Annotated in this window: 23 protein-coding genes; 11 read left to right on the top strand and 12 right to left on the bottom strand. The window is 60.3% G+C overall.

What is annotated here, in order from left to right; all coding sequences use genetic code 11:
* The first annotated feature begins 154 nt into the window (after window positions 1-154).
* The 9 genes from G8764_RS14850 to G8764_RS14810 all read left to right on the top strand — a co-directional run bounded on the left by G8764_RS14850 (window position 155) and on the right by G8764_RS14810 (window position 11,859).
* Complete coding sequence (locus G8764_RS14850; RefSeq protein WP_166165446.1) at window positions 155-1,303, top strand: PilT/PilU family type 4a pilus ATPase; 1,149 nt, start codon at window positions 155-157, stop codon at window positions 1,301-1,303.
* Between the two features lie 237 nt (window positions 1,304-1,540).
* On the top strand, window positions 1,541-3,541 hold the full coding sequence (gene tkt / locus G8764_RS14845; RefSeq protein ID WP_166165445.1) for a transketolase: 2,001 nt from the start codon (window positions 1,541-1,543) through the stop codon (window positions 3,539-3,541).
* Between the two features lie 12 nt (window positions 3,542-3,553).
* Window positions 3,554-4,573: a type I glyceraldehyde-3-phosphate dehydrogenase gene (gene gap, locus G8764_RS14840; protein ID WP_166165444.1), complete on the top strand. Its 1,020-nt coding sequence runs from the start codon at window positions 3,554-3,556 to the stop codon at window positions 4,571-4,573.
* Between the two features lie 109 nt (window positions 4,574-4,682).
* The gene (locus G8764_RS14835; RefSeq protein ID WP_166165443.1) at window positions 4,683-5,846 is read left to right on the top strand and encodes a phosphoglycerate kinase; all 1,164 of its coding nucleotides are present in this window, start codon (window positions 4,683-4,685) and stop codon (window positions 5,844-5,846) included.
* Window positions 5,847-5,917: 71 nt separating this feature from the next.
* Window positions 5,918-6,982, top strand: coding sequence for a class II fructose-bisphosphate aldolase (gene fba, locus G8764_RS14830; protein WP_166165442.1), 1,065 nt, complete (start codon window positions 5,918-5,920; stop codon window positions 6,980-6,982).
* 79 nt (window positions 6,983-7,061) lie between these two features.
* Window positions 7,062-8,030, top strand: a complete 969-nt coding sequence (locus G8764_RS14825) for an alpha/beta hydrolase (protein WP_166165441.1) — start codon at window positions 7,062-7,064, stop codon at window positions 8,028-8,030.
* 181 nt (window positions 8,031-8,211) lie between these two features.
* Window positions 8,212-8,484 carry a TMEM165/GDT1 family protein gene (locus tag G8764_RS14820; RefSeq protein ID WP_166165440.1) on the top strand — a complete coding sequence of 91 codons (273 nt, stop codon included), beginning with the start codon at window positions 8,212-8,214 and terminating at the stop codon, window positions 8,482-8,484.
* A 121-nt stretch (window positions 8,485-8,605) separates the two neighbouring features.
* Window positions 8,606-8,938, top strand: coding sequence for a DUF6482 family protein (locus G8764_RS14815; RefSeq protein WP_166165439.1), 333 nt, complete (start codon window positions 8,606-8,608; stop codon window positions 8,936-8,938).
* Window positions 8,939-9,168: 230 nt separating this feature from the next.
* Window positions 9,169-11,859 (top strand): DUF748 domain-containing protein, encoded by a 2,691-nt coding sequence (locus G8764_RS14810; protein WP_166165438.1) that lies wholly within the window; start codon window positions 9,169-9,171, stop codon window positions 11,857-11,859.
* Between the two features lie 445 nt (window positions 11,860-12,304).
* Here G8764_RS14810 and G8764_RS14805 read toward each other — a convergent pair whose 3' ends face one another.
* Entirely contained in the window at window positions 12,305-12,907 is a 603-nt protein-coding gene (locus tag G8764_RS14805) for a DNA-3-methyladenine glycosylase I (protein ID WP_166165437.1), read from the bottom strand.
* A 125-nt stretch (window positions 12,908-13,032) separates the two neighbouring features.
* Here G8764_RS14805 and pip point away from each other — a divergent pair, with 125 nt between their 5' ends.
* A complete protein-coding gene (pip, locus tag G8764_RS14800; RefSeq protein WP_166165436.1) occupies window positions 13,033-14,004 on the top strand; it encodes a prolyl aminopeptidase in 972 nt (323 codons plus the stop codon).
* A 31-nt stretch (window positions 14,005-14,035) separates the two neighbouring features.
* Window positions 14,036-14,473: a D-aminoacyl-tRNA deacylase gene (dtd, locus tag G8764_RS14795; protein ID WP_166165435.1), complete on the top strand. Its 438-nt coding sequence runs from the start codon at window positions 14,036-14,038 to the stop codon at window positions 14,471-14,473.
* Window positions 14,474-14,538: 65 nt separating this feature from the next.
* Here dtd and tatC read toward each other — a convergent pair whose 3' ends face one another.
* From tatC to hslV, 11 genes are all read right to left on the bottom strand, one after another.
* A complete protein-coding gene (gene tatC, locus G8764_RS14790; protein WP_166165434.1) occupies window positions 14,539-15,309 on the bottom strand; it encodes a twin-arginine translocase subunit TatC in 771 nt (256 codons plus the stop codon).
* Between the two features lie 12 nt (window positions 15,310-15,321).
* Entirely contained in the window at window positions 15,322-15,726 is a 405-nt protein-coding gene (gene tatB, locus G8764_RS14785) for a Sec-independent protein translocase protein TatB (protein ID WP_166165433.1), read from the bottom strand.
* 9 nt (window positions 15,727-15,735) lie between these two features.
* Complete coding sequence (gene tatA, locus G8764_RS14780; RefSeq protein ID WP_166165432.1) at window positions 15,736-15,981, bottom strand: Sec-independent protein translocase subunit TatA; 246 nt, start codon at window positions 15,979-15,981, stop codon at window positions 15,736-15,738.
* A 24-nt stretch (window positions 15,982-16,005) separates the two neighbouring features.
* Window positions 16,006-16,371 (bottom strand): phosphoribosyl-ATP diphosphatase, encoded by a 366-nt coding sequence (locus G8764_RS14775; protein ID WP_166165431.1) that lies wholly within the window; start codon window positions 16,369-16,371, stop codon window positions 16,006-16,008.
* Between the two features lie 35 nt (window positions 16,372-16,406).
* Window positions 16,407-16,796, bottom strand: a complete 390-nt coding sequence (hisI, locus tag G8764_RS14770; protein ID WP_166165430.1) for a phosphoribosyl-AMP cyclohydrolase — start codon at window positions 16,794-16,796, stop codon at window positions 16,407-16,409.
* Between the two features lie 132 nt (window positions 16,797-16,928).
* The gene (gene ubiB / locus G8764_RS14765; protein ID WP_166165429.1) at window positions 16,929-18,560 is read right to left on the bottom strand and encodes a ubiquinone biosynthesis regulatory protein kinase UbiB; all 1,632 of its coding nucleotides are present in this window, start codon (window positions 18,558-18,560) and stop codon (window positions 16,929-16,931) included.
* A gap of 11 nt (window positions 18,561-18,571) precedes the next feature.
* A complete protein-coding gene (locus G8764_RS14760; RefSeq protein ID WP_166165428.1) occupies window positions 18,572-19,198 on the bottom strand; it encodes a ubiquinone biosynthesis accessory factor UbiJ in 627 nt (208 codons plus the stop codon).
* Window positions 19,199-19,271: 73 nt separating this feature from the next.
* On the bottom strand, window positions 19,272-20,033 hold the full coding sequence (gene ubiE, locus G8764_RS14755; RefSeq protein WP_166165427.1) for a bifunctional demethylmenaquinone methyltransferase/2-methoxy-6-polyprenyl-1,4-benzoquinol methylase UbiE: 762 nt from the start codon (window positions 20,031-20,033) through the stop codon (window positions 19,272-19,274).
* 153 nt (window positions 20,034-20,186) lie between these two features.
* Window positions 20,187-20,570 (bottom strand): gamma-butyrobetaine hydroxylase family protein, encoded by a 384-nt coding sequence (locus G8764_RS14750; RefSeq protein WP_166165426.1) that lies wholly within the window; start codon window positions 20,568-20,570, stop codon window positions 20,187-20,189.
* The gene (gene hslU / locus G8764_RS14745; RefSeq protein ID WP_166165425.1) at window positions 20,570-21,889 is read right to left on the bottom strand and encodes an ATP-dependent protease ATPase subunit HslU; all 1,320 of its coding nucleotides are present in this window, start codon (window positions 21,887-21,889) and stop codon (window positions 20,570-20,572) included. Before hslU ends, G8764_RS14750 begins: the two co-directional genes overlap by 1 nt.
* Before the next feature lie 41 nt (window positions 21,890-21,930).
* A complete protein-coding gene (gene hslV / locus G8764_RS14740; protein WP_166165424.1) occupies window positions 21,931-22,479 on the bottom strand; it encodes an ATP-dependent protease subunit HslV in 549 nt (182 codons plus the stop codon).
* Window positions 22,480-22,596 lie beyond the last annotated feature (117 nt).

The raw sequence follows: 22,596 nt of genomic DNA, 5'->3' as shown, positions 1-22,596 counted from the left end.
GTGACCAGTGCAGTGGCGCCTGCCGGGGCAGTGTTGCGGCAGGGAATAGTATTGAGTTGAACCGGGATATTCAGTTGAAACGAGACCCGGTTATAAGCGTATACTCTTCGAGTTGCGCGACACTTCAGGGCAAATAGCGGAAAGGAAGGGGCACATGGATTTTGAGCGGCTGTTGACATTAATGGTGGAAAAGGGAGCCTCGGACCTGTTTATTACCGCCGGGGTTCCGCCCTCCATGAAGCTGAATGGCAAGGTGGTGCCGGTGACCACCACGCCGCTGTCGCCGGAAAAAGCCAGGGAGACGGTGCTGAGCGTAATGAATGACACGCAGCGCAAGGAGTTCAGCGACTGCAAGGAACTCAATTTTGCCATCAGCGCCCGCGGTGTCGGCCGCTTTCGCTGCAGTGCCTTTTACCAGCGCAACCTGGCGGGCATGGTGCTGCGCCGCATCGAGACCAATATTCCCAAGATCGATGAGCTGGGGTTGCCGGAAATCCTCAAGGACCTGTCCATGACCAACCGCGGCCTGGTGATCTTTGCCGGCGCCACTGGCACCGGCAAATCCACCTCGCTGGCCTCTATGGTCGGGCACCGCAATCGCAACTCCAAGGGTCACATCATCACCATCGAGGACCCGATCGAATTTATTCACCAGCACCGCGGCTGTATCGTCACCCAGCGCGAAGTGGGCATCGATACCGATTCGTTTGAGGTAGCCCTGAAGAACACCCTGCGTCAGGCGCCGGATGTGATCCTGATCGGTGAAGTGCGCACCCGCGAAACCATGGAGCACGCCATCGCCTTCGCCGAAACCGGCCACCTGTGCCTGTGCACCCTGCACGCCAATAATGCCAACCAGGCCCTAGATCGCATCATGCATTTCTTCCCGGCGGACCGCCACAACCAGCTGTGGATGGACCTGTCCCTCAACCTCAAGGCCATTGTCGCCCAGCAACTTATCCCCACGCCAGACGGCAAGGGGCGCCGCGCCTGCCTGGAAATTCTGCTCAATACCCCGCTGGCCGCAGACCTGATTCGCAAGGGCCAGGTAGCGGATTTGAAGCACCTGATGACCAAGTCCAGCGAAGTGGGCATGCAGACCTTTGACCAGGCGCTGTTCGAGCTCTACGACGCCGGCGAAATTACCTACGAGGACGCCCTCACCTACGCCGACTCCCGCAACGACCTGCGCCTGCTGATCAAGCTGGCATCGGAAACCGATGCCGAGTACCTGGCCAACGCGGTGGACGAGCTCAGCATCCGCCACGACGACGACGATCGCTCCCGCTTTTTGAAGAAATAACAGCATCGCCAGCGGCGAAAGTAGCAGCGGCCCTCTCCACGGGGCGAGGCTGCAAAAGGCGCACTTGGGCAAAATACTTGCAAATTAGTGCAAATTTTATCCATTCCTCCTTTACCTGCGGCAATCGGTGCGAGAAAATACCGCCCCTTTTTGGCGCCCCCCATAATTAGTGGATAATTGATCTGCAGGGCGCCGAGCCGAATTTGCGTCGTGCGCATCAACAGGAGCCCAGAGTCCATGCCAACCCGTGCCGAACTAGCCAACGCCATCAGAGCCCTCAGTATGGACGCTGTCCAGCAAGCCAACAGTGGCCACCCCGGAGCCCCGATGGGTATGGCGGACATCGCCGAAGTCCTCTGGAACGATTACCTGAAACACAACCCGGCCAATCCCGCCTGGGTCGACCGGGACCGCTTTGTGCTCTCCAACGGTCACGGCTCCATGTTGATCTACTCCCTGTTGCACCTCAGTGGCTACGATCTGCCCATCGAGGAACTGAAAAACTTCCGCCAGCTGCACTCGAAAACTCCCGGTCACCCCGAATACGGCTACGCGCCGGGGGTCGAGACCACTACCGGCCCACTGGGCCAGGGCCTGACCAATGCGGTGGGCATGGCGCTGGCGGAGAAAATCCTCGCGGCACAGTTTAATCGCCCCGGGCACGATATTGTCGATCACAACACCTATGTGTTTCTCGGTGACGGCTGCCTGATGGAAGGCATCTCCCACGAGGCCAGCTCGCTGGCTGGCACCCTCGGGCTGGGCAAGCTGATCGCCTTTTACGATGACAACGGCATCTCCATTGACGGTGAGGTCGAGGGCTGGTTTACCGACGATACCCCCAAGCGTTTCGAGGCCTACGGCTGGCAGGTCATCCCCGGGGTAGACGGTCACGACAGCGCCTCCATCAAGGCGGCGATTGAAGCGGCGCGGGCAGAGGGCGACCGCCCCACCCTGATTTGCTGCAAGACGGTGATCGGTTTTGGTTCACCCAACAAGCAGGGCAAGGAGGAGTGTCACGGTGCTCCCCTGGGGGTTGAAGAAGTGGCCCTGGCGCGCAAAAACCTCAATTGGACTGCCGCTCCGTTTGAGATTCCCGCCGCCATCGCCCAGCGCTGGAACGCCCGGGATGCGGGCGCGGAGCGGGAAAACCAGTGGCTCGGCCAGTTCGAAGCCTACCGCGAGCAGCACCCGCAATTGGCGGCGGAGTTTGAGCGGCGCGTTATCAAGGGTGAGCTGCCCGCCGATTTTGCCGCCAAAGCCGATGCCTATATCCAGGAATGCCAGCAGAAGGCGGAGAAAATCGCCTCGCGCAAGGCCTCGCAAAACTGTCTCAATGCCTTCGGCCCACTGCTGCCTGAGCTGCTGGGGGGTTCGGCGGACCTGGCCGGCTCCAACCTGACCCTGTGGAGCGGTGCCAAGGGCGTCAGCGCCACTGAGGCGGATGGCAACTACATTTATTACGGTGTGCGTGAATTCGGCATGAGCGCCATTATGAACGGCATCGCCCTGCACGGCGGCTTTATCAACTACGGCGCCACTTTCCTGATGTTTATGGAATACGCGCGCAACGCCGTGCGCATGGCGGCGTTGATGAAGCAGCAGAGCATCTTTGTTTACACCCACGATTCCATTGGCCTGGGCGAAGACGGCCCCACCCATCAGCCGGTGGAGCAGATTGCCAGCCTCCGTATGACCCCCAATATGCACGCCTGGCGCCCCTGTGACACGGTGGAGTCGGCGGTGGCCTGGAAGGCGGCAATCGAGCGTCGCGATGGCCCCAGCGCACTGATCTTCTCCCGCCAGGGTTTGGCGCCGCAAGCGCGCGACGCAGCCCAGGTCAGCAGCATCGGTCGCGGTGGTTACATTCTCAAGGATTGCAGCGGCACTCCCGACGCCATTGTTATTGCCACCGGTTCGGAAGTGCAGCTGGCCGTCAGCGCCGCCGAGCAATTGAGCGCCCAGGGCAAACAGGTACGGGTGGTATCCATGCCTTGTGCCGAAGTATTTTGTGCCCAGGATGCGGCTTACCGGCAGCAGGTATTACCCCTCGAGGTGTCGGCCCGGGTGGCGGTGGAAGCGGCCCAGGAAGATTACTGGTACAAGTTTGTCGGCCTCGATGGTCGCGTGGTGGGCATGTCCAGCTTCGGCGAGTCAGCCCCCGGCGACCAGTTGATGCAGCACTTCGGCTTTAGCGCCGAAAATGTGGTGGCAGCGCTGGAAGAAGTGCTGGGCTAGGACGAACGCGCTATGCGCCTGGCAATCAACGGCTACGGCCGTATCGGCCGCTGTGTGCTGCGAGCGCTGGTGGAAGCGGGCTTGCAGCGCCAGCTCGAGGTGGTCGCCATCAATGAATTGGCGGACTGCAAGACCATTGCCCACCTGACCAAGTACGACTCCACCCACGGCCGCTTTCCCGGCCAGGTGGCGCTGGCGGAGGATCGGCTCAGCATCAACGGCCAGGCGATCCGCATTTTGCACTGTGAGCAGCCGCAGGAACTGCCCTGGGCTGAGCTCGGCATCGACCTGGTGCTGGAGTGCTCCGGGGCTTTCAGCGACCGCGCCAGTGCCCAGCGACACATCGATCGCGGCGCCGCCCGAGTGCTGTTTTCCCAGCCGGCCCAGGCCGACGTCGATGCCACGATTGTGTTCGGGGTCAATGAGGCTGTTCTCAGCCCGACTCACCATATCGTCTCCAATGCCTCCTGCACCACCAATTGTAGCGTGCCTGTCATCAAGGCGCTGCACGATGCATTTGGGGTGGCGAGCGGGGTCATTACTACATTACACTCGGCGATGAATGACCAGCCGGTTATCGACGCCTACCATCACACTGACCTGCGCAAAACCCGTTCGGCGATCAACTCCATGATTCCGGTGGATACTGGCCTGGCGCGGGGAATTGAGCGGCTGCTGCCGGAGCTCAGTGGCCGCCTCGAAGCCCAGGCCATGCGGGTACCTATTGCCAATGTCTCGGCCATCGATATGTCGCTGGTGGTGGAGCGGGACGTCACGGTGGAGCAAGTCAACGCCGCGCTGCGGCGGGCGGCCGAGACCGGCTTTCGGGGGGTGCTGGGGTATACCGAGGAGTTGCTGGCGTCCTGCGATTTCAACCACGATGGCCGTTCGGGGGTGGTGGACGCAGGCCAGACCCGGGTTGCTGGCAAGCGGCTGGTGAAGGTGTTGACCTGGTTTGACAACGAATGGGGTTATGCCAACCGCATGCTGGATGTAACGCTTGCCTGGCAGCAGGCAATTGATCCGGCCTGAGCGCATCCCGCAATGGATTTCAATAGTGCGGCACCTGCAGTGCCGCGAGCCCCCCTGCTGATAACAGGGGTTACCTGAATGTTTTCAATTTATTAAGGAGCTTGTGGTTATGGCTGTAAAACTGATGTCGGAACTGAACCTGGCAGGTAAGCGAGTGCTGATTCGCGAGGACCTGAACGTGCCCATCAAGAACGGCGCGGTGAGCAGCGATGCCCGCATCCGGGCCGCCCTGCCAACCATTGAGCTGGCCCTCAAGGCCGGCGCCAAGGTGATGCTTATGTCGCACCTGGGGCGACCGCAAGAGGGAGAGTACAGCGACGAATTCTCGCTGCAGCCAGTGGCTGACCATCTCGGCCAGTTGTTGGGCCGCAAGGTCGGCCTGGTGAAAGATTGGCGGGCGGGTATCGATATGGCCGCGGGCGAGCTGGTGTTGCTGGAAAATGTGCGCTTTAACCCGGGCGAAAAGAAAGACGGGGAAGAGCTGGCCAAGGCCTATGCCGCGCTCTGCGACGTGTTTGTTATGGACGCTTTCGGCACCGCCCACCGGGCCCAGGCTTCCACTCACGGGGTGGCCAAATTTGCCCCTGTGGCCTGTGCCGGCCCGCTGCTGGCGGCGGAGCTGGAGGCGCTGGAAAAAGCCCTGGCCAATCCCGCCCACCCGGTGGTTGCTATTGTTGGTGGCTCCAAGGTGTCGACCAAATTGACCGTACTGGAGAGCCTGTCGGAAAAAGTGGACCAGTTAATCGTCGGCGGCGGCATTGCCAATACCTTCCTGGCGGCCAGTGGCCTGCCGGTGGGCAAGTCGCTGTGCGAACACGACCTGATTCCCAGCGCCAAAGCCCTGATGGCGAAATGCGCCATTCCCGTACCCACCGATGTGGTAACCGGCAAGGAATTTTCCGAGACCGCAGCGGCCACCACCAAGGCTGCGGCGGAGGTGGCCGCGGATGATATGATTTTTGATATTGGCCCCGATACGGCCGCGCAACTGGCCAAAATCCTGGCCGACGCCAAAACCATCATTTGGAACGGCCCGGTGGGCGTGTTCGAGTTCGACCAGTTCGGTGCCGGCACCGAAGCCATTGCCAAGGCCATTGCCGACAGTCCGGCCTTTTCCATTGCCGGTGGTGGCGACACCCTGGCGGCTGTGGACAAGTACAATATCGCCGACAAGGTATCCTACATCTCCACTGGCGGCGGCGCGTTTCTCGAATACGTCGAGGGCAAGGTGCTGCCGGCAGTAGCGATGCTGGAGTCCCGTGCCAAGGGCTGAATACAGGCGCTCGCAGCGCCTGCAAGCGGCAATAATCAAGATCAATTACCTCTGACAGACAGGATCAAATCATGGCTTTAATCAGTATGCGTCAACTGTTGGATCACGCCGCCGAAAACGGTTACGGCGTGCCGGCGTTTAACGTCAATAACCTGGAGCAGATGCGCGCCATCATGGAAGCTGCCGAGCAGACCAACTCCCCGGTCATCGTGCAGGCCTCCGCCGGCGCTCGCAAGTACGCCGGTGCGCCGTTTTTGCGCCACCTGATCCTGGCCGCCATCGAAGAGTTTCCCCATATCCCGGTGTGCATGCACCAGGACCACGGCACCTCCCCGGCGGTGTGCCAGCGCTCGATGCAACTGGGTTTTAGCTCGGTGATGATGGACGGCTCCCTCGGGGAAGATGGCAAGACACCCACCAGTTACGAGTACAATGTCGAGGTTACCCGGCGCACCGTCGATATGGCCCACGCCTGCGGCGTCTCGGTGGAAGGCGAACTGGGTTGCCTGGGCTCGCTGGAAACTGGCGAAGCCGGTGAGGAAGATGGCATTGGCGCGGCGGGCAAATTGACCCACGCGCAGATGCTGACCGACCCGGAAGAGGCCGCTGATTTCGTCAAGCAAACCGATGTGGATGCGCTGGCCATTGCCTGCGGTACCTCCCATGGTGCCTACAAGTTCACCCGCCCGCCCACTGGCGACATCCTCGCCATCGACCGCATCAAGGAAATTCACCGCCGCATTCCCAATACCCACCTGGTCATGCACGGCTCCTCGTCAGTGCCCCAGGACTGGCTCGCCATTATCAACGAGTACGGTGGTGAAATCGGGGAAACCTACGGTGTACCCTTGGAGCAGATTGTTGAGGGCATCAAGCACGGCGTGCGCAAGGTCAATATCGATACCGACCTGCGGCTGGCGTCCACCGGTGCCATTCGCCGTTTCATGGCCCACAACAAGGCGGAGTTTGACCCGCGCAAATACCTGAAAGAAACCATCACCGCCATGAAGGATATTTGTGTCGACCGTTACGAGGCGTTTGGTACCGCCGGCAACGCCGATAAAATCACCCCGCTCAGCCTGGAAAAGATGTTCCAGCGCTACCAGAGCGGCGCTTTAAAGGCCGAGATAAACTGAGTTTTTTGTCGCTGGCTTCAGTTTGCAGCCCGGGTGCCGCAGTACCCGGGTTCGCTTTATTTATCACCGCGTGCAGCGCATGAAACCGACCCTGGAATCCCTGCAGCAATTGGCGGCGACACTGCCGCTGTTAAACTTTGCCGATTTGCCGGATCAGGAAGCGTGGCTGGATTCGGAGCCGGTGCAAAGCTACCTCGATCATTACCACATCAATTTTCGTTGCGAGGGACTCTGCCAGCGCTATAACTTCGGCAAATTTTGCGCCGCCGGTTTCGAGTTGGCCGTGCATATCTGGCAGCCGGAAAAGCCCCGGGGTACCATCTTCTTGCTGCACGGTTTTACCGACAGTGTCGGCCTGATGCAGCACCCGGTGCGTTTTTTCCTGCAGCAAAACTGGGCCGTGGTGGCGTTTGACTTGCCCGGTCACGGACTCAGCAGTGGCACCCAGGCCAGCATCGAATCCTTCGACCAGTACCGGGATGTATTGACGGTGTGCATTCGGCGCTGTCGTCACGTGCTGCCGAAACCCTGGCACGGCGTTGGCCAGAGTACGGGTGCTGCGGTCTGGCTGGATTACCTGGCGACCTATGTGGTCGACAGCGATATTGACAAGGTGTTGCTGCTGGCGCCCCTGGTGCGGCCGACCAACTGGCGCTGGACGGGGTGGCTACTGCCGCTCTATCGCTCGCTGGCTAGCAAGATACCGCGCACCTTCGCGCTCAACTCCCACGACGAGGGCTTTATGGCGTTTGTGCGTGAGGATGACCCATTGCAGACCCGCGTTACCCCCATGCGCTGGGCAGTGGCGATGGCCGGCTGGATCAAGGCGTTTCGCAGCTTGCCGCGGGTCAACAAACCCATCACCATTATCCAGGGGGATGAAGATACGACGGTGGATTTCCGCTATAACGTGCCGCTTATACGGAAAAAATTCCCCCACAATCGCCTGGTTATTATCCCCGGGGGGCGGCATCAATTGTGTAACGAAGCTGTGGAGTATCGGCAGAAAGTGTTCCGTCATGTGCAGGAATGGCTGGAGAGCAGTTAAGCTCCAGCGGCAAGCTTGCAATCCCGGCAAATGGTCAGGCAATTGCCAGAAGACATTATTGTCCAGAAGTTCTATTGTTTGCAGGCTTGCAATGTTTAGGGGCAATGTTTATGGGTAGTGCCTTTGGGTAAGGGCTTGTAGCAATATTGATTCAACAGATTTAGGAGTTAACAGGAATACTATGGATTGGAAAATATTCGTCGCGATATTTGCGTCGGTCTTTATTGCCGAATTGGGTGATAAAACCCAGCTCGCCACCATGCTGTTTGCGGCCGATAAAGAGGTCAGCAAGGTTACTGTGTTTCTGGCGGCTTCAGCGGCGCTGATTGTCGCCTCGGCCATCGGCGTATTGGCGGGCAGCCTGCTGTCGGCTTATATCAGCGAGAAGGTGTTGCACTATGTAGCCGGGGTGGGCTTTATTGCCATCGGTGCCTGGACCCTGCTGCACGCTTGAGCGGTGGTGGGTCGGCTGCGCTAATCAGGGCCGGGTTAAACCTTTAGCCGCTGGCCCGCGTATTTATTGTAGTGCCCTGACTAACCTGCCAATGCCGGCCCCACCTCCCGGACGTCAACCCATGAAAATTACGCTCCAGCAATTGCAAAACATCACCGTGGTCGACAAGCTGATTATTCACTCCCTCGACTTGTGCCTCTACCAGGTGTCGGCAATTATCGCCGGCGAGGAGTACTACGTCACCGATGTGGAAGGCAAGTTCCTGCGCAGTCACAACAAGCTCGACTTGCAGGCGCAACTGGCCGCAGTGCCGGCGCAACGACTGGTATTGCATCAGCGCAGCGCCTACGATGAGATGGTAGGACAGCCACTGCGTCAGGCCGATAACGTCCTGGAGGTGGATTTGGGTAACTCGGAACTGGCTCGACCGGGCCCGGCCAAGGACCTGCACTGACCGGGCCAGCGGCTTGATCACTCCGACCGCCGCAGCCTCTTCAGGCTGGCCTTACAGTTATAGTTGTTGCTTAATATATAGCGAGCTGAGATTCTGGCGCATCATTGCCCGCACCAGGGTACTTGCCACCACACTCCCGGAAAAGGCAGCGGCACTCTCGGTCCAAAGCGCAAATACCACTGGGTAGCGCTGAACGTCACCAAACCCAATAAAATTGTCAAAGCCTGAATATGAAACGAAGCCTGCGCATCGCCCGCAACACAGTTATTGTCCTGCTCCTGATCCTGGCACTGGTGCCATTACTGGTGTCGGAGGGCGCCAAATTCGCCGGCAAGCGATTTTTACAGGAGCAGGGCCTGAGCGAGGTGCAGATTGGTCGCTTGTGGGTGAACCCCTACACGGGCTTTGCCGAAATCAAGGATGTCTCCTTCCAGCAGGGCGCCGAACCATTCGCGTTGCAGCTGCTGCAAGCACGAGTCTCGCTGCGGGACCTGTGGTCGAAGAAAATAACGGTAGAGAAAGTTGCCCTGGCGGGATTCAAGCTGGCGCTGGTTGAGGCTGAAGATGGCCAATTGCAGATCAATGGCATCGTTTTGGTCCCGGGCCCGGTGGCAGAACCGGAGCCGGAAACCGGGGAGCCAGACCTTTGGCACCTGGCCCTGCGCAGCATCAGCGTGGAGGATGTGCAGCTGCTGGTGCAAACAGCGCAACTGCATACTCGGGTAAAGCTTCAGGCCTTAACCCTCAGTGGCCTGGACACCCAGAGCGGCAGTGAGGCCAGCTTCAGCGGGGCGCTGCAGCTGGTGGACCTGAACTTGCCGGAATCTGGCACCGAGCTGTCGACCAGGGTGCAGATAAAGTCCCGGGCCAAGCTGGGTTTGACAGCCGATGGCTGGTCGCTGGCGGGTCGCCATGAGATCGAGCTGGCCGACACCCGGGCGCTGCTGCCGCCGCGCCAGCTGGGGGCGCAAAAAATGACCCTCACCCTGGACGGCGACCTCGATATGTCGGAGCGACTCGACTACCGGGCGACGCTGGCCTTTGCCGTCAATCAGCTGCGCCTGGCCGACGCCGCCAGCGACCAGAGCCAGCTGCAACTGCAGCGCGGCACCCTGGGGTCGGAGATAACCTTGGGCCTGCAGGGGCAGGGCTGGAACCTGGTCACTGACAACCGTATTCAATTGACGGGTCTCGACGCGCTGGCGGAGCCCTATCGGGTGCTGGCCGAGAGCGCCGAGCTGGATATAGACGCGGCCGCCGACAACACCGGCCAGCTCAACTATCGCACCCGCAGCGGCGCAGTGCTGGCCGGATTGCAACTGCTGGACCAGCGCACAGAAGCCAACTTGCTGAGCCTGGCCCAGGCCAATATCGACGCTGTGGCGCTGGGTTCAGAGGCGCCCGGGGAGCTGCAATTGGCCGCGCTCGGCGGTGAGGGGCTGGTCTTTCTGCCGGCCAGCACGGCCAAACAAAAGACCCTGATCGACGACGCGGCGTTTACCGTCAGCGGCCTGAAGCTGGCGCTGCCGCAGCAAGCGCAAGACCCATTGCTGGTCGCGATTGAGCGGGTGTCGCTGCCCCGTGGCGAGATCCACCTGTTGCGCGGGGCCAAGGGCGACTTTCCGCAACTGTTGCCCCTGCAGGCTGCGGCAGCCGCACCGCAGGCCAGCGAGTCGCCAACAGTGCTGGCCGAGGCCCAGGTCGAGTTGCCAGTCGAGCCACAACAAGAGCCGCCAGGCACTGCCCCCGCAGCCGACGACGCAGCGGCGCCGATGCAATTAACCGTGGCCGAGATCAGCATCGGGCCCCAGGTCCGGGTGTCGATTGAGGATCGGGGCGTTAGCCCGGCGCTGCGGGAAACCATTGAAGTCAGGCAATTCCAGGTCAACAACTTTGACCTCACCGGCAGCGGCAATGCCCAGCTGCAAGCCACCCTCGGCCTGACCCACGAAGCGGTGTTGGCACTGGCGGGTGACTTCAATTTACAGGGCAAAAGTGTCGACCTGAAGGCCGACTTAAAGGATTACCAGATCCTGCAGGCCAGCGGCTACAGCAAGCGCACCACCGGCTACGCGCTGGAAGCCGGCACCCTCGACCTGAACTCGAACATTAAAATCAGTGCCAACAAGCTGGCGCTGGACAACAAGATTCGCATCGACCAGCTGAGCCTGCGCGCCGCCAACGACGACAAGGCGCTGAAGTTTGCCAATCAGTTGGCCATGCCCCTCGACCAGGCGCTGGACCTGTTGCGCGACAACAAGAACCGGATCAAATTGCAGGTGCCGGTGAGCGGTGCCCTGGACGACCCCAGCGTCGACTTTAACAACATCATCAACCGGGCACTGGGTGGCGCCATGAAAAAAGCCTCCATTTCCGTCCTGAAGAATTTACTGCAGCCCTACTCCACCATTTTCTCGGTGGCAAAATTTGCCGGTGAACAGCTGAGCAAAGTGCGCTTGCAGCCGATGAGTTTCGCTGCCGGGGAGGCCGCTCTGGAAGACAAAAACCGCGAGTACGCCACCAAAATCGCCTCTATCTTGACCAAGAAAGAAAAAGTGAAATTAAAAGTCTGTGGCGTCACCAATGGTGAAGATGCCCGGCGCCTGGCCGTGGCCGCGCAGCAATCCGCCGCGGCCCTGCCAGGTACGGCCGGGCCGGTAGCCAGCGACCCAAGCCCCGCTGCCGGGACGACGGCAGAACAGAGCGCCCCGCAACCGCCGTTGACCCCCGCCGAGGCACTGGCGGCCATGGACCCGGCGGAACTGGCCAATCAGCTGCGCCAGTTGGGCGAGCAGCGCAGCAACGGCCTGCGCCGCTACCTGATCGACGAACTGCGAGTGGACAAAGAGCAACTGCTGGTCTGCCTGCCCGATCACAGCGAGTCGCTGGATGCGGTGGCCGGAGTTGAGTTGTTGTTGTGATCCTCGAGCTGGCATTGCGGTGGAGCCTCGCTCTGGGCAGGATCAAGCCAGGCCTTCTGTCGCCAGGGACAAAGTGAATTCAAGCGAAGCTTGAAGAGAGGGCACCCTGGGGTGAGGCGACAGAGAGCCTCCAGGGATTTACCCCGCAAGCATAGCGAGTGCTTCGGGTAATGCATTTCTGGATTGATTCTGCCCCGGGTGAGCAAGCTGGATTCAGATGTTTTTTATCTCCAGCGAAGCTAATCATCACCAAGCTGGCACTACGGTAGGTCTGGCTGCGGGGGCTTGCTTTCAAGACCCTCGACAGCATGGATGCTGTCGTGGAGCCCCCATGGACGGGTGTACGGCGAGTCTTGAAAGCAAGTCCCTGCAGCCAGGCCGGATTAAGAACTGATGTCCCAAGAGCTACAATATAAAATTATATCGACTATCGCCGCTAGCCGGCTTATCTGCAGGGCAAATCAGGAACACTTTTGTGTTGCTGCTGCACCTGTTGATGCCTGGGGCAGCTCACCAGGTGATCGTTGACCATGCCGGTAGCCTGCATAAAGGCGTAACAAATCGTAGGGCCGACAAAGTTGAAACCGGACTGCTTCAGGGCCTTGCTCATGCGCTCGGAGGCGGGAGTGGCGGCGGGCAACTCCGCTAATGACTGGAACCGGTTCTGGATCGGGGCGCCGTCGACAAACTGCCACAGATAGCTGGCAAAAGAGTCGTGCTGCTCTTTGAGGGCGAGGTAGGCACGGGCATTCTGCACCGCGCTGGCAATTTTCAGTCGATTGCGAATAATCCCGGGATTGTTGCGTAACTTCTCCAGCTTGCGCTCACTGTAGCGAGCGATGCGCTCGGCATCGAAATGGTCGAAGGCCTGGCGGTAGTTTTCCCGTTTGCGCAAGACGGTGATCCAGGCCAACCCCGCTTGCGCGCCCTCCAGCAACAGGAACTCAAACAGGGTGTGATCGTCGTAGCAGGGACTGCCCCACTCACGATCGTGGTAATCCTGGTAGAGCGGATCGCCCAGGCACCAGGGGCAGCGTTTCTCGGTCATTGGAGTTGGGTCCGTTAGTCGGTCCGTCTGGCATGCAGGACAGCTGTATTCCCGGCAGGGTCAATTGCGTTACACTCGGTAATACCGCAGTTTAAGAACCTGCCAACGAGACACAGGGGGTCGTCTTGCACATACTATATGCCGATATTAAACCGTATCAAACCCAAATGTTGCCAGTGGGTGACGGTCACGAAATTTACCTGGAACAGAGCGGCAACCCCGAGGGTATTCCGGTACTGTTCGTGCACGGCGGCCCCGGTGCCGGCTGCTCCCGCCAGGACCGCTGTTTCTTCGACCCGGGTCGCTATCGCATCATCCTGTTCGACCAGCGCGGCGCCGGCCGCTCCACACCCCACGCCGAGCTCAGCGCCAATACAACCGCGCACCTGATCGCCGATATGGAGAGGATTCGCGAGCACCTGGGTATTGAGCGCTGGCTGCTGTTCGGTGGCTCCTGGGGCTCAACCCTGAGCCTGGTCTACGCCCAGACCTACTCGCAGCGGGTTATGGGAATGATCTTGCGCGGTATTTTCCTCTGCCGCCGCCAGGACATCGAATGGTTCTATCAATACGGCGCCAGCCTGGTGTTTCCGGATTACTGGGAAGATTTTTTACAGCCCATCCCGGAGCAGGAGCGAGGCGACCTGGTGAAGGCCTACTACGAGCGCTTGACCGGTGCCAACGAGCTGGCGAAGATGGCCTGTGCCAAGGCCTGGTCGCTGTGGGAGGCGCACTGTGCCACCTTGCGCCCCAATGCCGACGTGATCGAATCGTTTGGCGACCCGCACCGGGCCCTGTCACTGGCGCGCATCGAAGCCCATTATTTTATCAACCAGAGTTTTCTGGAGGAAAACCAGATTCTCAACAACGTCAAAAACCTGGACGGGATCCCGGGCATCATCGTCCACGGCCGCTACGACATGGTATGCCCGCTGGACAACGCCCAGGCACTGCACCACCAGTGGCACGATTCGGAGTTGCACATCATTCGCGATGCCGGCCACGCCTCCCGCGAGCCCAGCATTGTCGACGGTCTGGTTCGAGCGACCCGGGCCATGGCGCGGCGCTTTGCCGACGACTACCCGACCCGGGCCTGAGCCCGGCAACACAGTTCGGGCGAAGCGCTAGATGAAAGGTTTGATTCAGCGGGTCAGTGAGGCCAGCGTCAGGGTGGCCGGTGCAGAGGTAGGCCGCATTGATCGCGGCCTGTTATTGCTGCTCGGGGTCGAGCGCGAGGATAACGAGGCCAGCCTCGACAAGTTGCTGCACAAGCTGCTTAATTACCGGGTCTTCCCGGATGCCGACGGCAAGATGAACCTGAGCGTTGCGGATATCGAAGGCGGGGTGTTGGTAGTGTCCCAGTTTACCCTCGCCGCTGACACTGGCAAGGGCTTGCGCCCGGGCTTTTCCAGTGCGGCAGCGCCGGAGCGGGCGGAAGCGCTGTATAACCGCTTTGTGGCCGAGCTGGCGAGTCGCCACCCCCGAGTCGCCAGTGGCGTGTTTGCGGCGGATATGCAAGTAGCGCTGGTTAACGACGGTCCGGTAACCTTCCTCTTGGAAACCTGAAGCAAGCGCCCGGTAACGCCCTCTCCGGTTAGGACGGCTGCGTTAGTGGTCGCCAGGCCTCAGTGTTAGTGTTTTTCCGGCAGATCTTCTTCCGCCGGGCTGTCCGGCTTGCGGGTCAGGATACGGCCAAACAGCAGCCCCACCTCAAACAGCATCCACATGGGTATGGCCAGCAGGGCCTGGGAGATGACATCCGGCGGCGTCAGCAGCATGCCCAGGACAAAGCAGCCGACCACAATATAGGGCCGCTTTTTGGCCAGGTCGTCGGCGGAGATGACCCCGGCGATGATCAGGATGACCGCGGCGATGGGGATTTCAAACGCCAGCCCAAACGCAAAAAACAGCTTCAGGACAAAGTCCAGGTAACTGCTGATATCGGTCATCACGGTGACATTGCTGGGGCCAACGCTGGTAAAGAAGCCGAAAATAAGGGGAAAGACCACGAAGTACGCAAAGGCGATACCGCTGTAAAAGAGCAGGATACTGGAGATTAGAATGGGCAGCGCCAGCCGGCGTTCACGTTGGTAGAGGGCCGGCGCTATAAACGCCCACAGCTGGTAGAGCACGAAAGGCATGGCCAGGAACAGGGCGATAAAAAATGTCAGCTTGAAGGGGGTCAGGAACGGCGACGCCACCTCGGTGGCAATCATGGTGCTGTTGGCAGGCAGCAACTCCTGTAGCGGGGCCGAGACAAAGGTGTAGATATCGTTGGCAAAATAAAACAGGCCAGCGAAGATCAGGGTGACAATCAGCAGGATGCGCAGCAGGCGGTTGCGCAGCTCGATCAGGTGCTGCACCAGGGACATTTCCGCGTCGTTTGTGGGTTCTGTGGTCATCAAATTGCGGTCTTAGGCCGACCCCTTGTCATCCGCGCCGCCGCTGGCCGGGCTGGCGGGTTTTGCTGCCGCGGCCGGAGTTGCAGGTGCGTCGGATTTATCGGCTTCGGGCCGGGTATCGGACGGTGCTGAAGCAGGCTTTGCAGCAGACTTGCCGGGGTCGCCATCAAGCAAGCTCTCCATGTCGCGCTTGGTGGCCTGCAACTGGCGCATGATGTCCTCATTGTGCAGCTGCCGGCGAATATCGTCGGCGCCCAGGTGCTGCTCCAGCTCGGTGCGGGTCGATTGCAGGCCGCGCTTGAGCCGCCCCCACCACAGGGCCAGGGTACGCAGGGTCTCGGGTAATCGCTCCGGGCCTATTACCAACAGGGCGACAACACCGATAATCAAAAGCTCGAAAAAACCGATATCGAACACGCGGGCGGCTTACTTGGGGGGTTGCTTTTCGCTATTCACTTTTTCCGCTTCACCCTCGATGACTTTCTCCGCGGGTTGGTCAGTCTTGTTTTCTACTTTATCCTTGTCCGAATCATCGTCGATGGCTTTTTTAAAGCCCTTTACCGCTGAGCCCAGGTCGCCACCCAGGTTGCGCAAGCGCTTGGTTCCAAACAACATGATGACGATCGCCAGAATAATTAACAGTTGCCAGATACTGATACCACCAATGCCCATTACAGCACTCTCCTACAATTGAATTTATTTGGCTCGCGCCGCTTTCTCTTCCAGGCCCGACATATTAAAGCGCCGCGCCAGCTCCTGCATCACAGCGCTGGCATCTTCGCCCAGATGGGACAACATGACAAGCGAGTGAAACCAAAGATCCGCCGTTTCGTAGATAACATCCTGGTTGTTGCCGGAAATGGCAGCATCCTTGGCGGCGATGATGGTTTCAATGCTCTCCTCTCCCACTTTTTCCAGGATCTTGTTGAGACCCTTGCTGTGTAAACTGGCGACGTAGGACTTGTCACTGTCAGCGGCGTTTTTACGCTCGGCCAGGATTCGGGTTAGCTGGGCCAATACATCGTCGTTGGCCAGTGGTTTGCTATTTGAACGATCTGTCATAAACACAACTCTTGCTGCCGGGGCTGGTATGCGCCCTAGCCGTAAATTTCCCTGGGGTCCTTGATCACCGGGTCCACCGCGACCCACTCACCGTCGCGCAGGACCCGGTAAAAGCAGGACTCGCGGCCAGTGTGGCAGGCCATACCGCCCTGCTGCTGCACCTGCAGCACCACTACATCGGCATCGCAGTCGAGCCGAATTTCACTCACCACCTGGGTGTGGCCGGAGGTCTCGCCCTTGTGCCACAACTGGTTCCGGGAGCGCGACCAGTAGACGGCTTCACCCCGACTCACGGTCAGGCTAAGGGCTTCGCGATTCATCCAGGCCATCATCAGAATACGGCCGCTGGCGGCGTCCTGGGCAATGGCCGGCACCAGGCCCTCTGCGGTCCAGCGGATACTGTCGAGAAAAGAAGTTGCGCTCACGCCGGCCTCGCTACTGATTCAATCCTGTTATTCTACCCCATCGCCGGGGCTTTGGATAACGGCGCCGTTTGCGCTCCGGACCTGCCCGTCTCTCTTCGGCAGGTGGCAATTTCGCGCCAGTCGCAGCAGCGCCTAGTTTCTCAGCAGCAGCCAGCAGCACAGGGCGGTCAATAGCCAGGTCTGCGGGGCGATGCTGTCGAGGCTGATGGCCTGCACCGGCAGGACTGTACCGATGGCCGCAGCTCCGGCCACCAGGGCCAACAGGGTCTGGCGCCGGCGCCGGCGCTGCTGTTGCTGCTGTTGATTGATCTGCCGGGCCGCCTGCTGCAGTTGCGGCGCGACTTCGGCCAGCTCCTGCAGGTGGTCCAGTGCGGCGGACAGCTTGTGCGGCATCTGCGGCGCCTGTTCCAGCAGTTCCGGGCCGTAGCGCTTCAGCTGCTCGACCAGGTTGCGGGGGTGATAACGCTCCTGAATCCACTGTTCAAGGAACGGATGCGCGGTTTTCCAGAGGTCCAGGTCGGGGTACAGCTGGCGCCCCAGCCCCTCGATGTTGAGCAGGGTTTTTTGCAGCAGCACCAGTTGCGGCTGCACCTGCATCTGGAAGCGGCGTGCGGTCTGGAACAGGCTGATGACAATGGCGCCAAAGGAAATCTCTTTCAGCGGCTTTTCAAAAATCGGTTCGCAGACGGTGCGGATGGCCGCCTCCAGTTCGCCGATGGAAGTGTCTTCGGGCACCCAGCCGCTCTGCACGTGCAATTCCGCCACCAGGCGGTAATCGCGGCGAAATATGGCCAGCATATTGCGCGCCATATAATACTGGTCTGACTGGCTGAGAGAGCCGACGATGGCCAGGTCGACGGCGATGTATTGCGGTTGTTCGGGGTGCTGGCGGGAGACGAATATATTGCCCGGGTGCATATCGGCATGGAAAAAGTTGTGCTCGAACACCTGCTTGAAGAAAATCTCCACACCGCGCTCGGCCAGTAACTCCATATTGGTGTTTTGCGCTTGCAGTTGTTTCAGGTCGGTCACCGGAATGCCGTAAATACGCTCCATGACCATAACGTTGCGGCGGGTGAACTCCCAGTACACTTCCGGCACATAGAGCAGCGGCGAATCGGTAAAGTTGCGCCGCAGCTGGGAGGCGTTGCCCGCTTCGCGCTGCAGATTGAGCTCATCGAGAATGGTGTGTTCGTATTCGCCCACCACTTCCACCGGCCGCAGGCGTTGGCCGTCCACAGAGTAGCGCTGCACCAGTCGCGCGAGGATATACATCAGGGCGATATCCTGCTCGATAGTGGCCTCGATTCCCGGCCGCAACACCTTGACCACCACTTCCCTGCCGTCTTTGAGGCGGGCCGCGTGGACCTGGGCGACGGAGGCTGAGGCCAGCGGCTCGGTCTCGAAATTGCTGAACAGTTGCGCCACCGGCTGCCCCAGCGCCTGCTCGACGATCTGGCGGCATTGATCCTTGTCGAACGGGGCTACGTTGTCTTGTAAATGATCCAGCTCAGTGACTATATCCACCGGTACCAGGTCGGGGCGGGTGGACAGCAGCTGGCCAAATTTGACGAATACCGGGCCCAGGTCCTGCAGAAAGTAGCGCAGTTTCTGGCCCCGATTGAGCTGGTTGGCGGGCAATAAATTGACCAGCCTGAACAACAGGCGCAAGGCCAGTGGCAATCGCTGTTGCGGCATTAGTTCATCGAGGCGATAGCGCAGCGCCAGAAAGAAGATTCGCCAGAAGCGATGCAAGGTGCGCATGGTGTGAGACCCTAGGCCGAGCCGGAGTTGCTGAGGAGGTCGCGCAGGCGGTCGAAGCGCGCTTGCAGGCGATCGCTGGCCAGGCGCAGTTGGTCTACCTGCTCGCTAAAGTGCTGTAGTTCACTGGGGCTGGGAACGGCGCGCAATTCTTCGGTCAGGAACTCACCCACCAGCCGCCGGCCGCTGTTGGCCCGCTCGCGCAGCCAGTTGACCTGGCCGCGCAGTACCTGGGCCAGTTGGTGGCCGGCCACGTCTCCGAGCCAGTCGTTGAGCGCCTCCTCCCAATCCAGCTCCAGGTCACTGCCGATGTCCCGCACGGCCAGCAACACACTGGTATCGCCCTCGGCCTCAACCCCCGCCTGGGCCAGGCTGGTACCCGGATCCCGGGCAATCAGCAGCAGGGCCGGCAGGCTGCCCTTGAGGCGGGTGCTGGGCTCTTCGATATGGGTGCTGAGCGCGATGCCCTGCTCTTCAAAATAGACGCCGAGGGTCAACTGCAGTTCGGTCAGCTCGATGGCGAGACTCTTTCCCGCCAGCTGCTGCAGCCGCTGGCGGGTCGCCGGGTCGTAGCGCAAGGCCTTGTCGATGGCGGCTTCGAGAGTCGCGGTGGCGGCGCTGATCAGGGTCGGGTCTATCATGCTGGGGTCAACGGCATAGGGGTTGCTGGGCTGTGGTTTGGGCTATGGTCAGGGCCCGAAGGCAGTGCCGGGTTCAGGGCTTGGTGCCTTTGTGCAGGGCGACGATGCCGCCCGTCAGGTCGTGATAGTCACAGTTGCTGAAACCGGCGTCTTCCATCATCTGTTTGAGGGTGGCCTGGTCCGGATGCATGCGGATCGACTCGGCCAGATAGCTGTAGCTGTCCGAGTCGTTGGCCACCAGTTTGCCCATCAGCGGCAGCAGGCGGAAGGAATAGGTATCGTAGGCCTTGTTCAGCAGCTCGCTGCGGGGTTTGGAAAATTCCAGTACCAACAGCCGGCCACCGGGCTTTAATACCCGCAACATGGAGCGCAGGGCCATATCCTTATCGGTGACGTTGCGCAGGCCAAAGGCAATGGTAATACAGTCAAAGGTATTGTCGGGAAACGGCAGCTGCTGGGCGTCTGCCTGGCTTACCACCAGGTTGCCGCTGATACCGCGGTCGGTGAGGCGGTCGCGGCCGACCTTGAGCATGGAGTCGTTGATGTCGGCCAGCACCACCAGCCCGTCGGGGCCCACCAGGCGCGAAAATTTATAGCTCAGGTCGCCGGTGCCACCGGCGATATCCAGCACCTTATGGCCCCGGCGCACACCGGAGACCTCGATGGTAAAGCGCTTCCAGAGGCGGTGGACGCCGCCGGACATCAGGTCGTTCATCAGGTCGTACTTGCCGGCGACGGAGTGAAATACCTCCGCGACCCGGCTGGCCTTGTCTTCGACCGGGACTTCCTTAAAGCCAAAGTGCGTGGTTTTTTTATCCTGGCGGCGATCGCTCATCTGCGCTTCTCTCTACAATAGGGCTGTGCAATAACGCCGGCTATTGTACCCGTCACAGGGGTGAATGCCAGTGACTGTTGCGCGGGCCGGATTAGCGGCTCAATTGGCGGTCCTGTGACCGGGGGCTACACCTGGGCTACACCAGGGGTTCAGCTAGGGGTCCAGCAGTTTCACCACCTGGGTGTCGGGCTCGCGGGTGCGGCCGGCGTCGTGCAGTGCCTGCTCGTAGGCTTGCATCAGGGATTCCTGCTCCTGGCCGAGTTTGGCCAGGTAATCCCAGGTGAAAATGCCGGAGTCGTGACCGTCGCCGAAAACAATTCGTATACCATAGTTGCCCGTGGCTTCGAGGCGCTCGATGGTGACGTGTTTTTTGCCGTACACCAGCACCTCCTGGCCGGGGCCGTGGCCGCGCACCTCAGCCGAGGGCGAGTGCACGCGCAATAGCTCGGCCGGCAGGTGATAGGTGTTATCCCCCATTTGTACTTCGAGGGTGCGGCTCTGCCGGTGCAGCTTGATCTTGCTCGGTGCAGTACTCATCAGAGGATAAAGCGACTGAGGTCTTCGTTGCGAGCCAGTTCGCCCAGGTGTTCGTCAACGTAGTGGGCGTCGATAGTGACCGTTTTTTCGCCGTCACTGGCACTGAATGAGACGTCTTCGAGCAATCTTTCCATAATGGTGTGGAGGCGACGGGCGCCGATGTTTTCGGTGCGCTCATTGACCTCGTAGGCGGTCTCGGCGATGCGGCGAATGCCGTCACTGGTGAAGCTGAGGTGGGTACCCTCGGTGTTGAGCAGGGCAATTTGCTGTTCCGTCAGGGAGGCGTCGGGCTCGGTCAGAATGCGCTCGAAGTCGTCCGGGGTCAGGGCCCCCAGTTCCACCCGAATCGGCAGGCGACCCTGCAGTTCCGGAATCAGGTCCGAGGGCTTGGCCAGGTGAAAGGCGCCGCTGGCGATAAACAGGATATGATCGGTTTTAATCATGCCGTGTTTGGTGCTGACGGTGCAGCCCTCGATCAGGGGCAGCAGGTCGCGCTGTACACCCTCGCGGGAAACGTCGCCACCGGTGCTCTCGCTGCGCTTGGCCACCTTGTCGATTTCATCGAGGAAGACAATGCCGTTCTGCTCCGCCGCCTGGATGGCGTTGGCTTTCAGGTTTTCCTCGTTCACCAGCTTGGCCGCCTCCTCGTCGCGCAGTTGCTTGAAGGCCTGTTTTACCGTCAGCTTGCTGGTGCGGGTCTTTTTCGAGGACAGGGAGGAAAACATATTCTGCAGCTGGTTGGTCATGTCCTCCATGCCCGGCGGGGCCATGATTTCCACGCCCACCGCGGCGGCAGCGAGCTCTATCTCTATCTCTTTGTCGTCCAGTTCGCCCTGGCGCAGCTTCTTGCGGAAGATCTGCCGGGTGGTGGACTCGCTACCCTCTTTTGGTTCATCGCCCCGTGCCGGTGGCAACAGGGCGTCGAGAATGCGCTCCTCGGCGGCGTCCGAGGCGCGGTGCTCGACCTTCTTCATCTCCTGTTCGCGGTGCATCTTGATGGAGCCGTCAACCAGGTCGCGGATAATGGATTCCACGTCGCGACCGACATAGCCGACCTCGGTAAACTTGGTGGCTTCAACCTTTAAAAACGGGGCGTTGGCGAGCTTTGCCAGGCGCCGGGCGATTTCGGTTTTACCCACGCCGGTGGGGCCGATCATAAGAATGTTTTTCGGTGTGATTTCGTTGCGCAGGCTCTCGTCGAGCTGCATGCGGCGCCAACGATTGCGCAAGGCGATGGCCACTGCGCGCTTGGCGTCGGCCTGGCCAATAATGTGTTTGTCCAGCTCGTGGACGATTTCCCTGGGGGTCATATCTGGCATTGGGTAACCTTTCTCAAGTTGTTGCTGCGGTCTGGCCGGCATCAGTTGCTCTGGTAATCGAGCTCTTCAATGGTGTGGTTGTGGTTGGTGAACACACAGATGTCGCCGGCGATGCCGAGGCTTTTGCTGACAATATCCCGGGCTTCCATCTCGGTGTTTTCCAGCAGGGCGCGGGCGGCGGATTGGGCGAAGGGGCCGCCCGAGCCGATGGCGATCAGGTCCTGCTCCGGCTGGATGACGTCGCCATTGCCAGTGATGATCAGCGAGGCGTCCTTGTCCGCCACTGCCAGCAGGGCTTCCAGCCGGCGCAGGGCGCGGTCGGTGCGCCAGTCCTTGGCCAGCTCAACTGCGGCGCGCACCAGTTGCCCATTGTGGGATTCCAGCTTGGCCTCAAAGCGTTCGAACAGGGTAAAGGCATCGGCGGTGCCGCCGGCGAATCCCGCCAGAACCTGGTTGTTGTACAGGCGTCGCACCTTGCGGGCATTGCCCTTCATAACCGTGTTGCCCATGGATACCTGGCCGTCGCCGCCGATTACAACCTTGCCGTTGCGGCGCACGGACAAAATGGTGGTGCCTCGATATTGTTCCACTGTGAATCCTCAATCAGTCATCAAACCTGTGCCAGTCCAATCCGGTGCATAGTGTCCGGCGGTTTGGCGCCGACGGCCAGCTTGTTTGCGCAGGCGTTTGCAGCAACATGGGGTTGA

Origin of the sequence: Pseudomaricurvus alcaniphilus (assembly GCF_011440395.1) — a bacterium.
Lineage (GTDB): Bacteria > Pseudomonadota > Gammaproteobacteria > Pseudomonadales > Cellvibrionaceae > Pseudomaricurvus > Pseudomaricurvus alcaniphilus.
The sequence above is the reverse complement of the archived record's forward strand: the minus strand, read 5'-3'. Positions and strand labels throughout refer to the sequence as shown.

Bases quoted from the DNA above. Each gene is read 5' to 3' on its own strand.
- G8764_RS14775 (WP_166165431.1), bottom strand. From the start codon at position 16,371: ATGACAGATCGTTCAAATAGCAAACCACTGGCCAACGACGATGTATTG.
- G8764_RS14825 (WP_166165441.1), top strand. From the start codon at position 7,062: ATGAAACCGACCCTGGAATCCCTGCAGCAATTGGCGGCGACACTGCCG.
- ubiE (WP_166165427.1), bottom strand. From the start codon at position 20,033: ATGAGCGATCGCCGCCAGGATAAAAAAACCACGCACTTTGGCTTTAAG.
- tatC (WP_166165434.1), bottom strand. From the start codon at position 15,309: ATGACCACAGAACCCACAAACGACGCGGAAATGTCCCTGGTGCAGCAC.
- fba (WP_166165442.1), top strand. From the start codon at position 5,918: ATGGCTTTAATCAGTATGCGTCAACTGTTGGATCACGCCGCCGAAAAC.
- tkt (WP_166165445.1), top strand. From the start codon at position 1,541: ATGCCAACCCGTGCCGAACTAGCCAACGCCATCAGAGCCCTCAGTATG.
- hslU (WP_166165425.1), bottom strand. From the start codon at position 21,889: ATGCCAGATATGACCCCCAGGGAAATCGTCCACGAGCTGGACAAACAC.
- G8764_RS14815 (WP_166165439.1), top strand. From the start codon at position 8,606: ATGAAAATTACGCTCCAGCAATTGCAAAACATCACCGTGGTCGACAAG.
- tatA (WP_166165432.1), bottom strand. From the start codon at position 15,981: ATGGGCATTGGTGGTATCAGTATCTGGCAACTGTTAATTATTCTGGCG.
- gap (WP_166165444.1), top strand. From the start codon at position 3,554: ATGCGCCTGGCAATCAACGGCTACGGCCGTATCGGCCGCTGTGTGCTG.
- G8764_RS14835 (WP_166165443.1), top strand. From the start codon at position 4,683: ATGGCTGTAAAACTGATGTCGGAACTGAACCTGGCAGGTAAGCGAGTG.
- G8764_RS14760 (WP_166165428.1), bottom strand. From the start codon at position 19,198: ATGATAGACCCGACCCTGATCAGCGCCGCCACCGCGACTCTCGAAGCC.
- G8764_RS14810 (WP_166165438.1), top strand. From the start codon at position 9,169: ATGAAACGAAGCCTGCGCATCGCCCGCAACACAGTTATTGTCCTGCTC.
- G8764_RS14750 (WP_166165426.1), bottom strand. From the start codon at position 20,570: ATGAGTACTGCACCGAGCAAGATCAAGCTGCACCGGCAGAGCCGCACC.
- ubiB (WP_166165429.1), bottom strand. From the start codon at position 18,560: ATGCGCACCTTGCATCGCTTCTGGCGAATCTTCTTTCTGGCGCTGCGC.
- dtd (WP_166165435.1), top strand. From the start codon at position 14,036: ATGAAAGGTTTGATTCAGCGGGTCAGTGAGGCCAGCGTCAGGGTGGCC.
- G8764_RS14805 (WP_166165437.1), bottom strand. From the start codon at position 12,907: ATGACCGAGAAACGCTGCCCCTGGTGCCTGGGCGATCCGCTCTACCAG.
- G8764_RS14850 (WP_166165446.1), top strand. From the start codon at position 155: ATGGATTTTGAGCGGCTGTTGACATTAATGGTGGAAAAGGGAGCCTCG.
- G8764_RS14820 (WP_166165440.1), top strand. From the start codon at position 8,212: ATGGATTGGAAAATATTCGTCGCGATATTTGCGTCGGTCTTTATTGCC.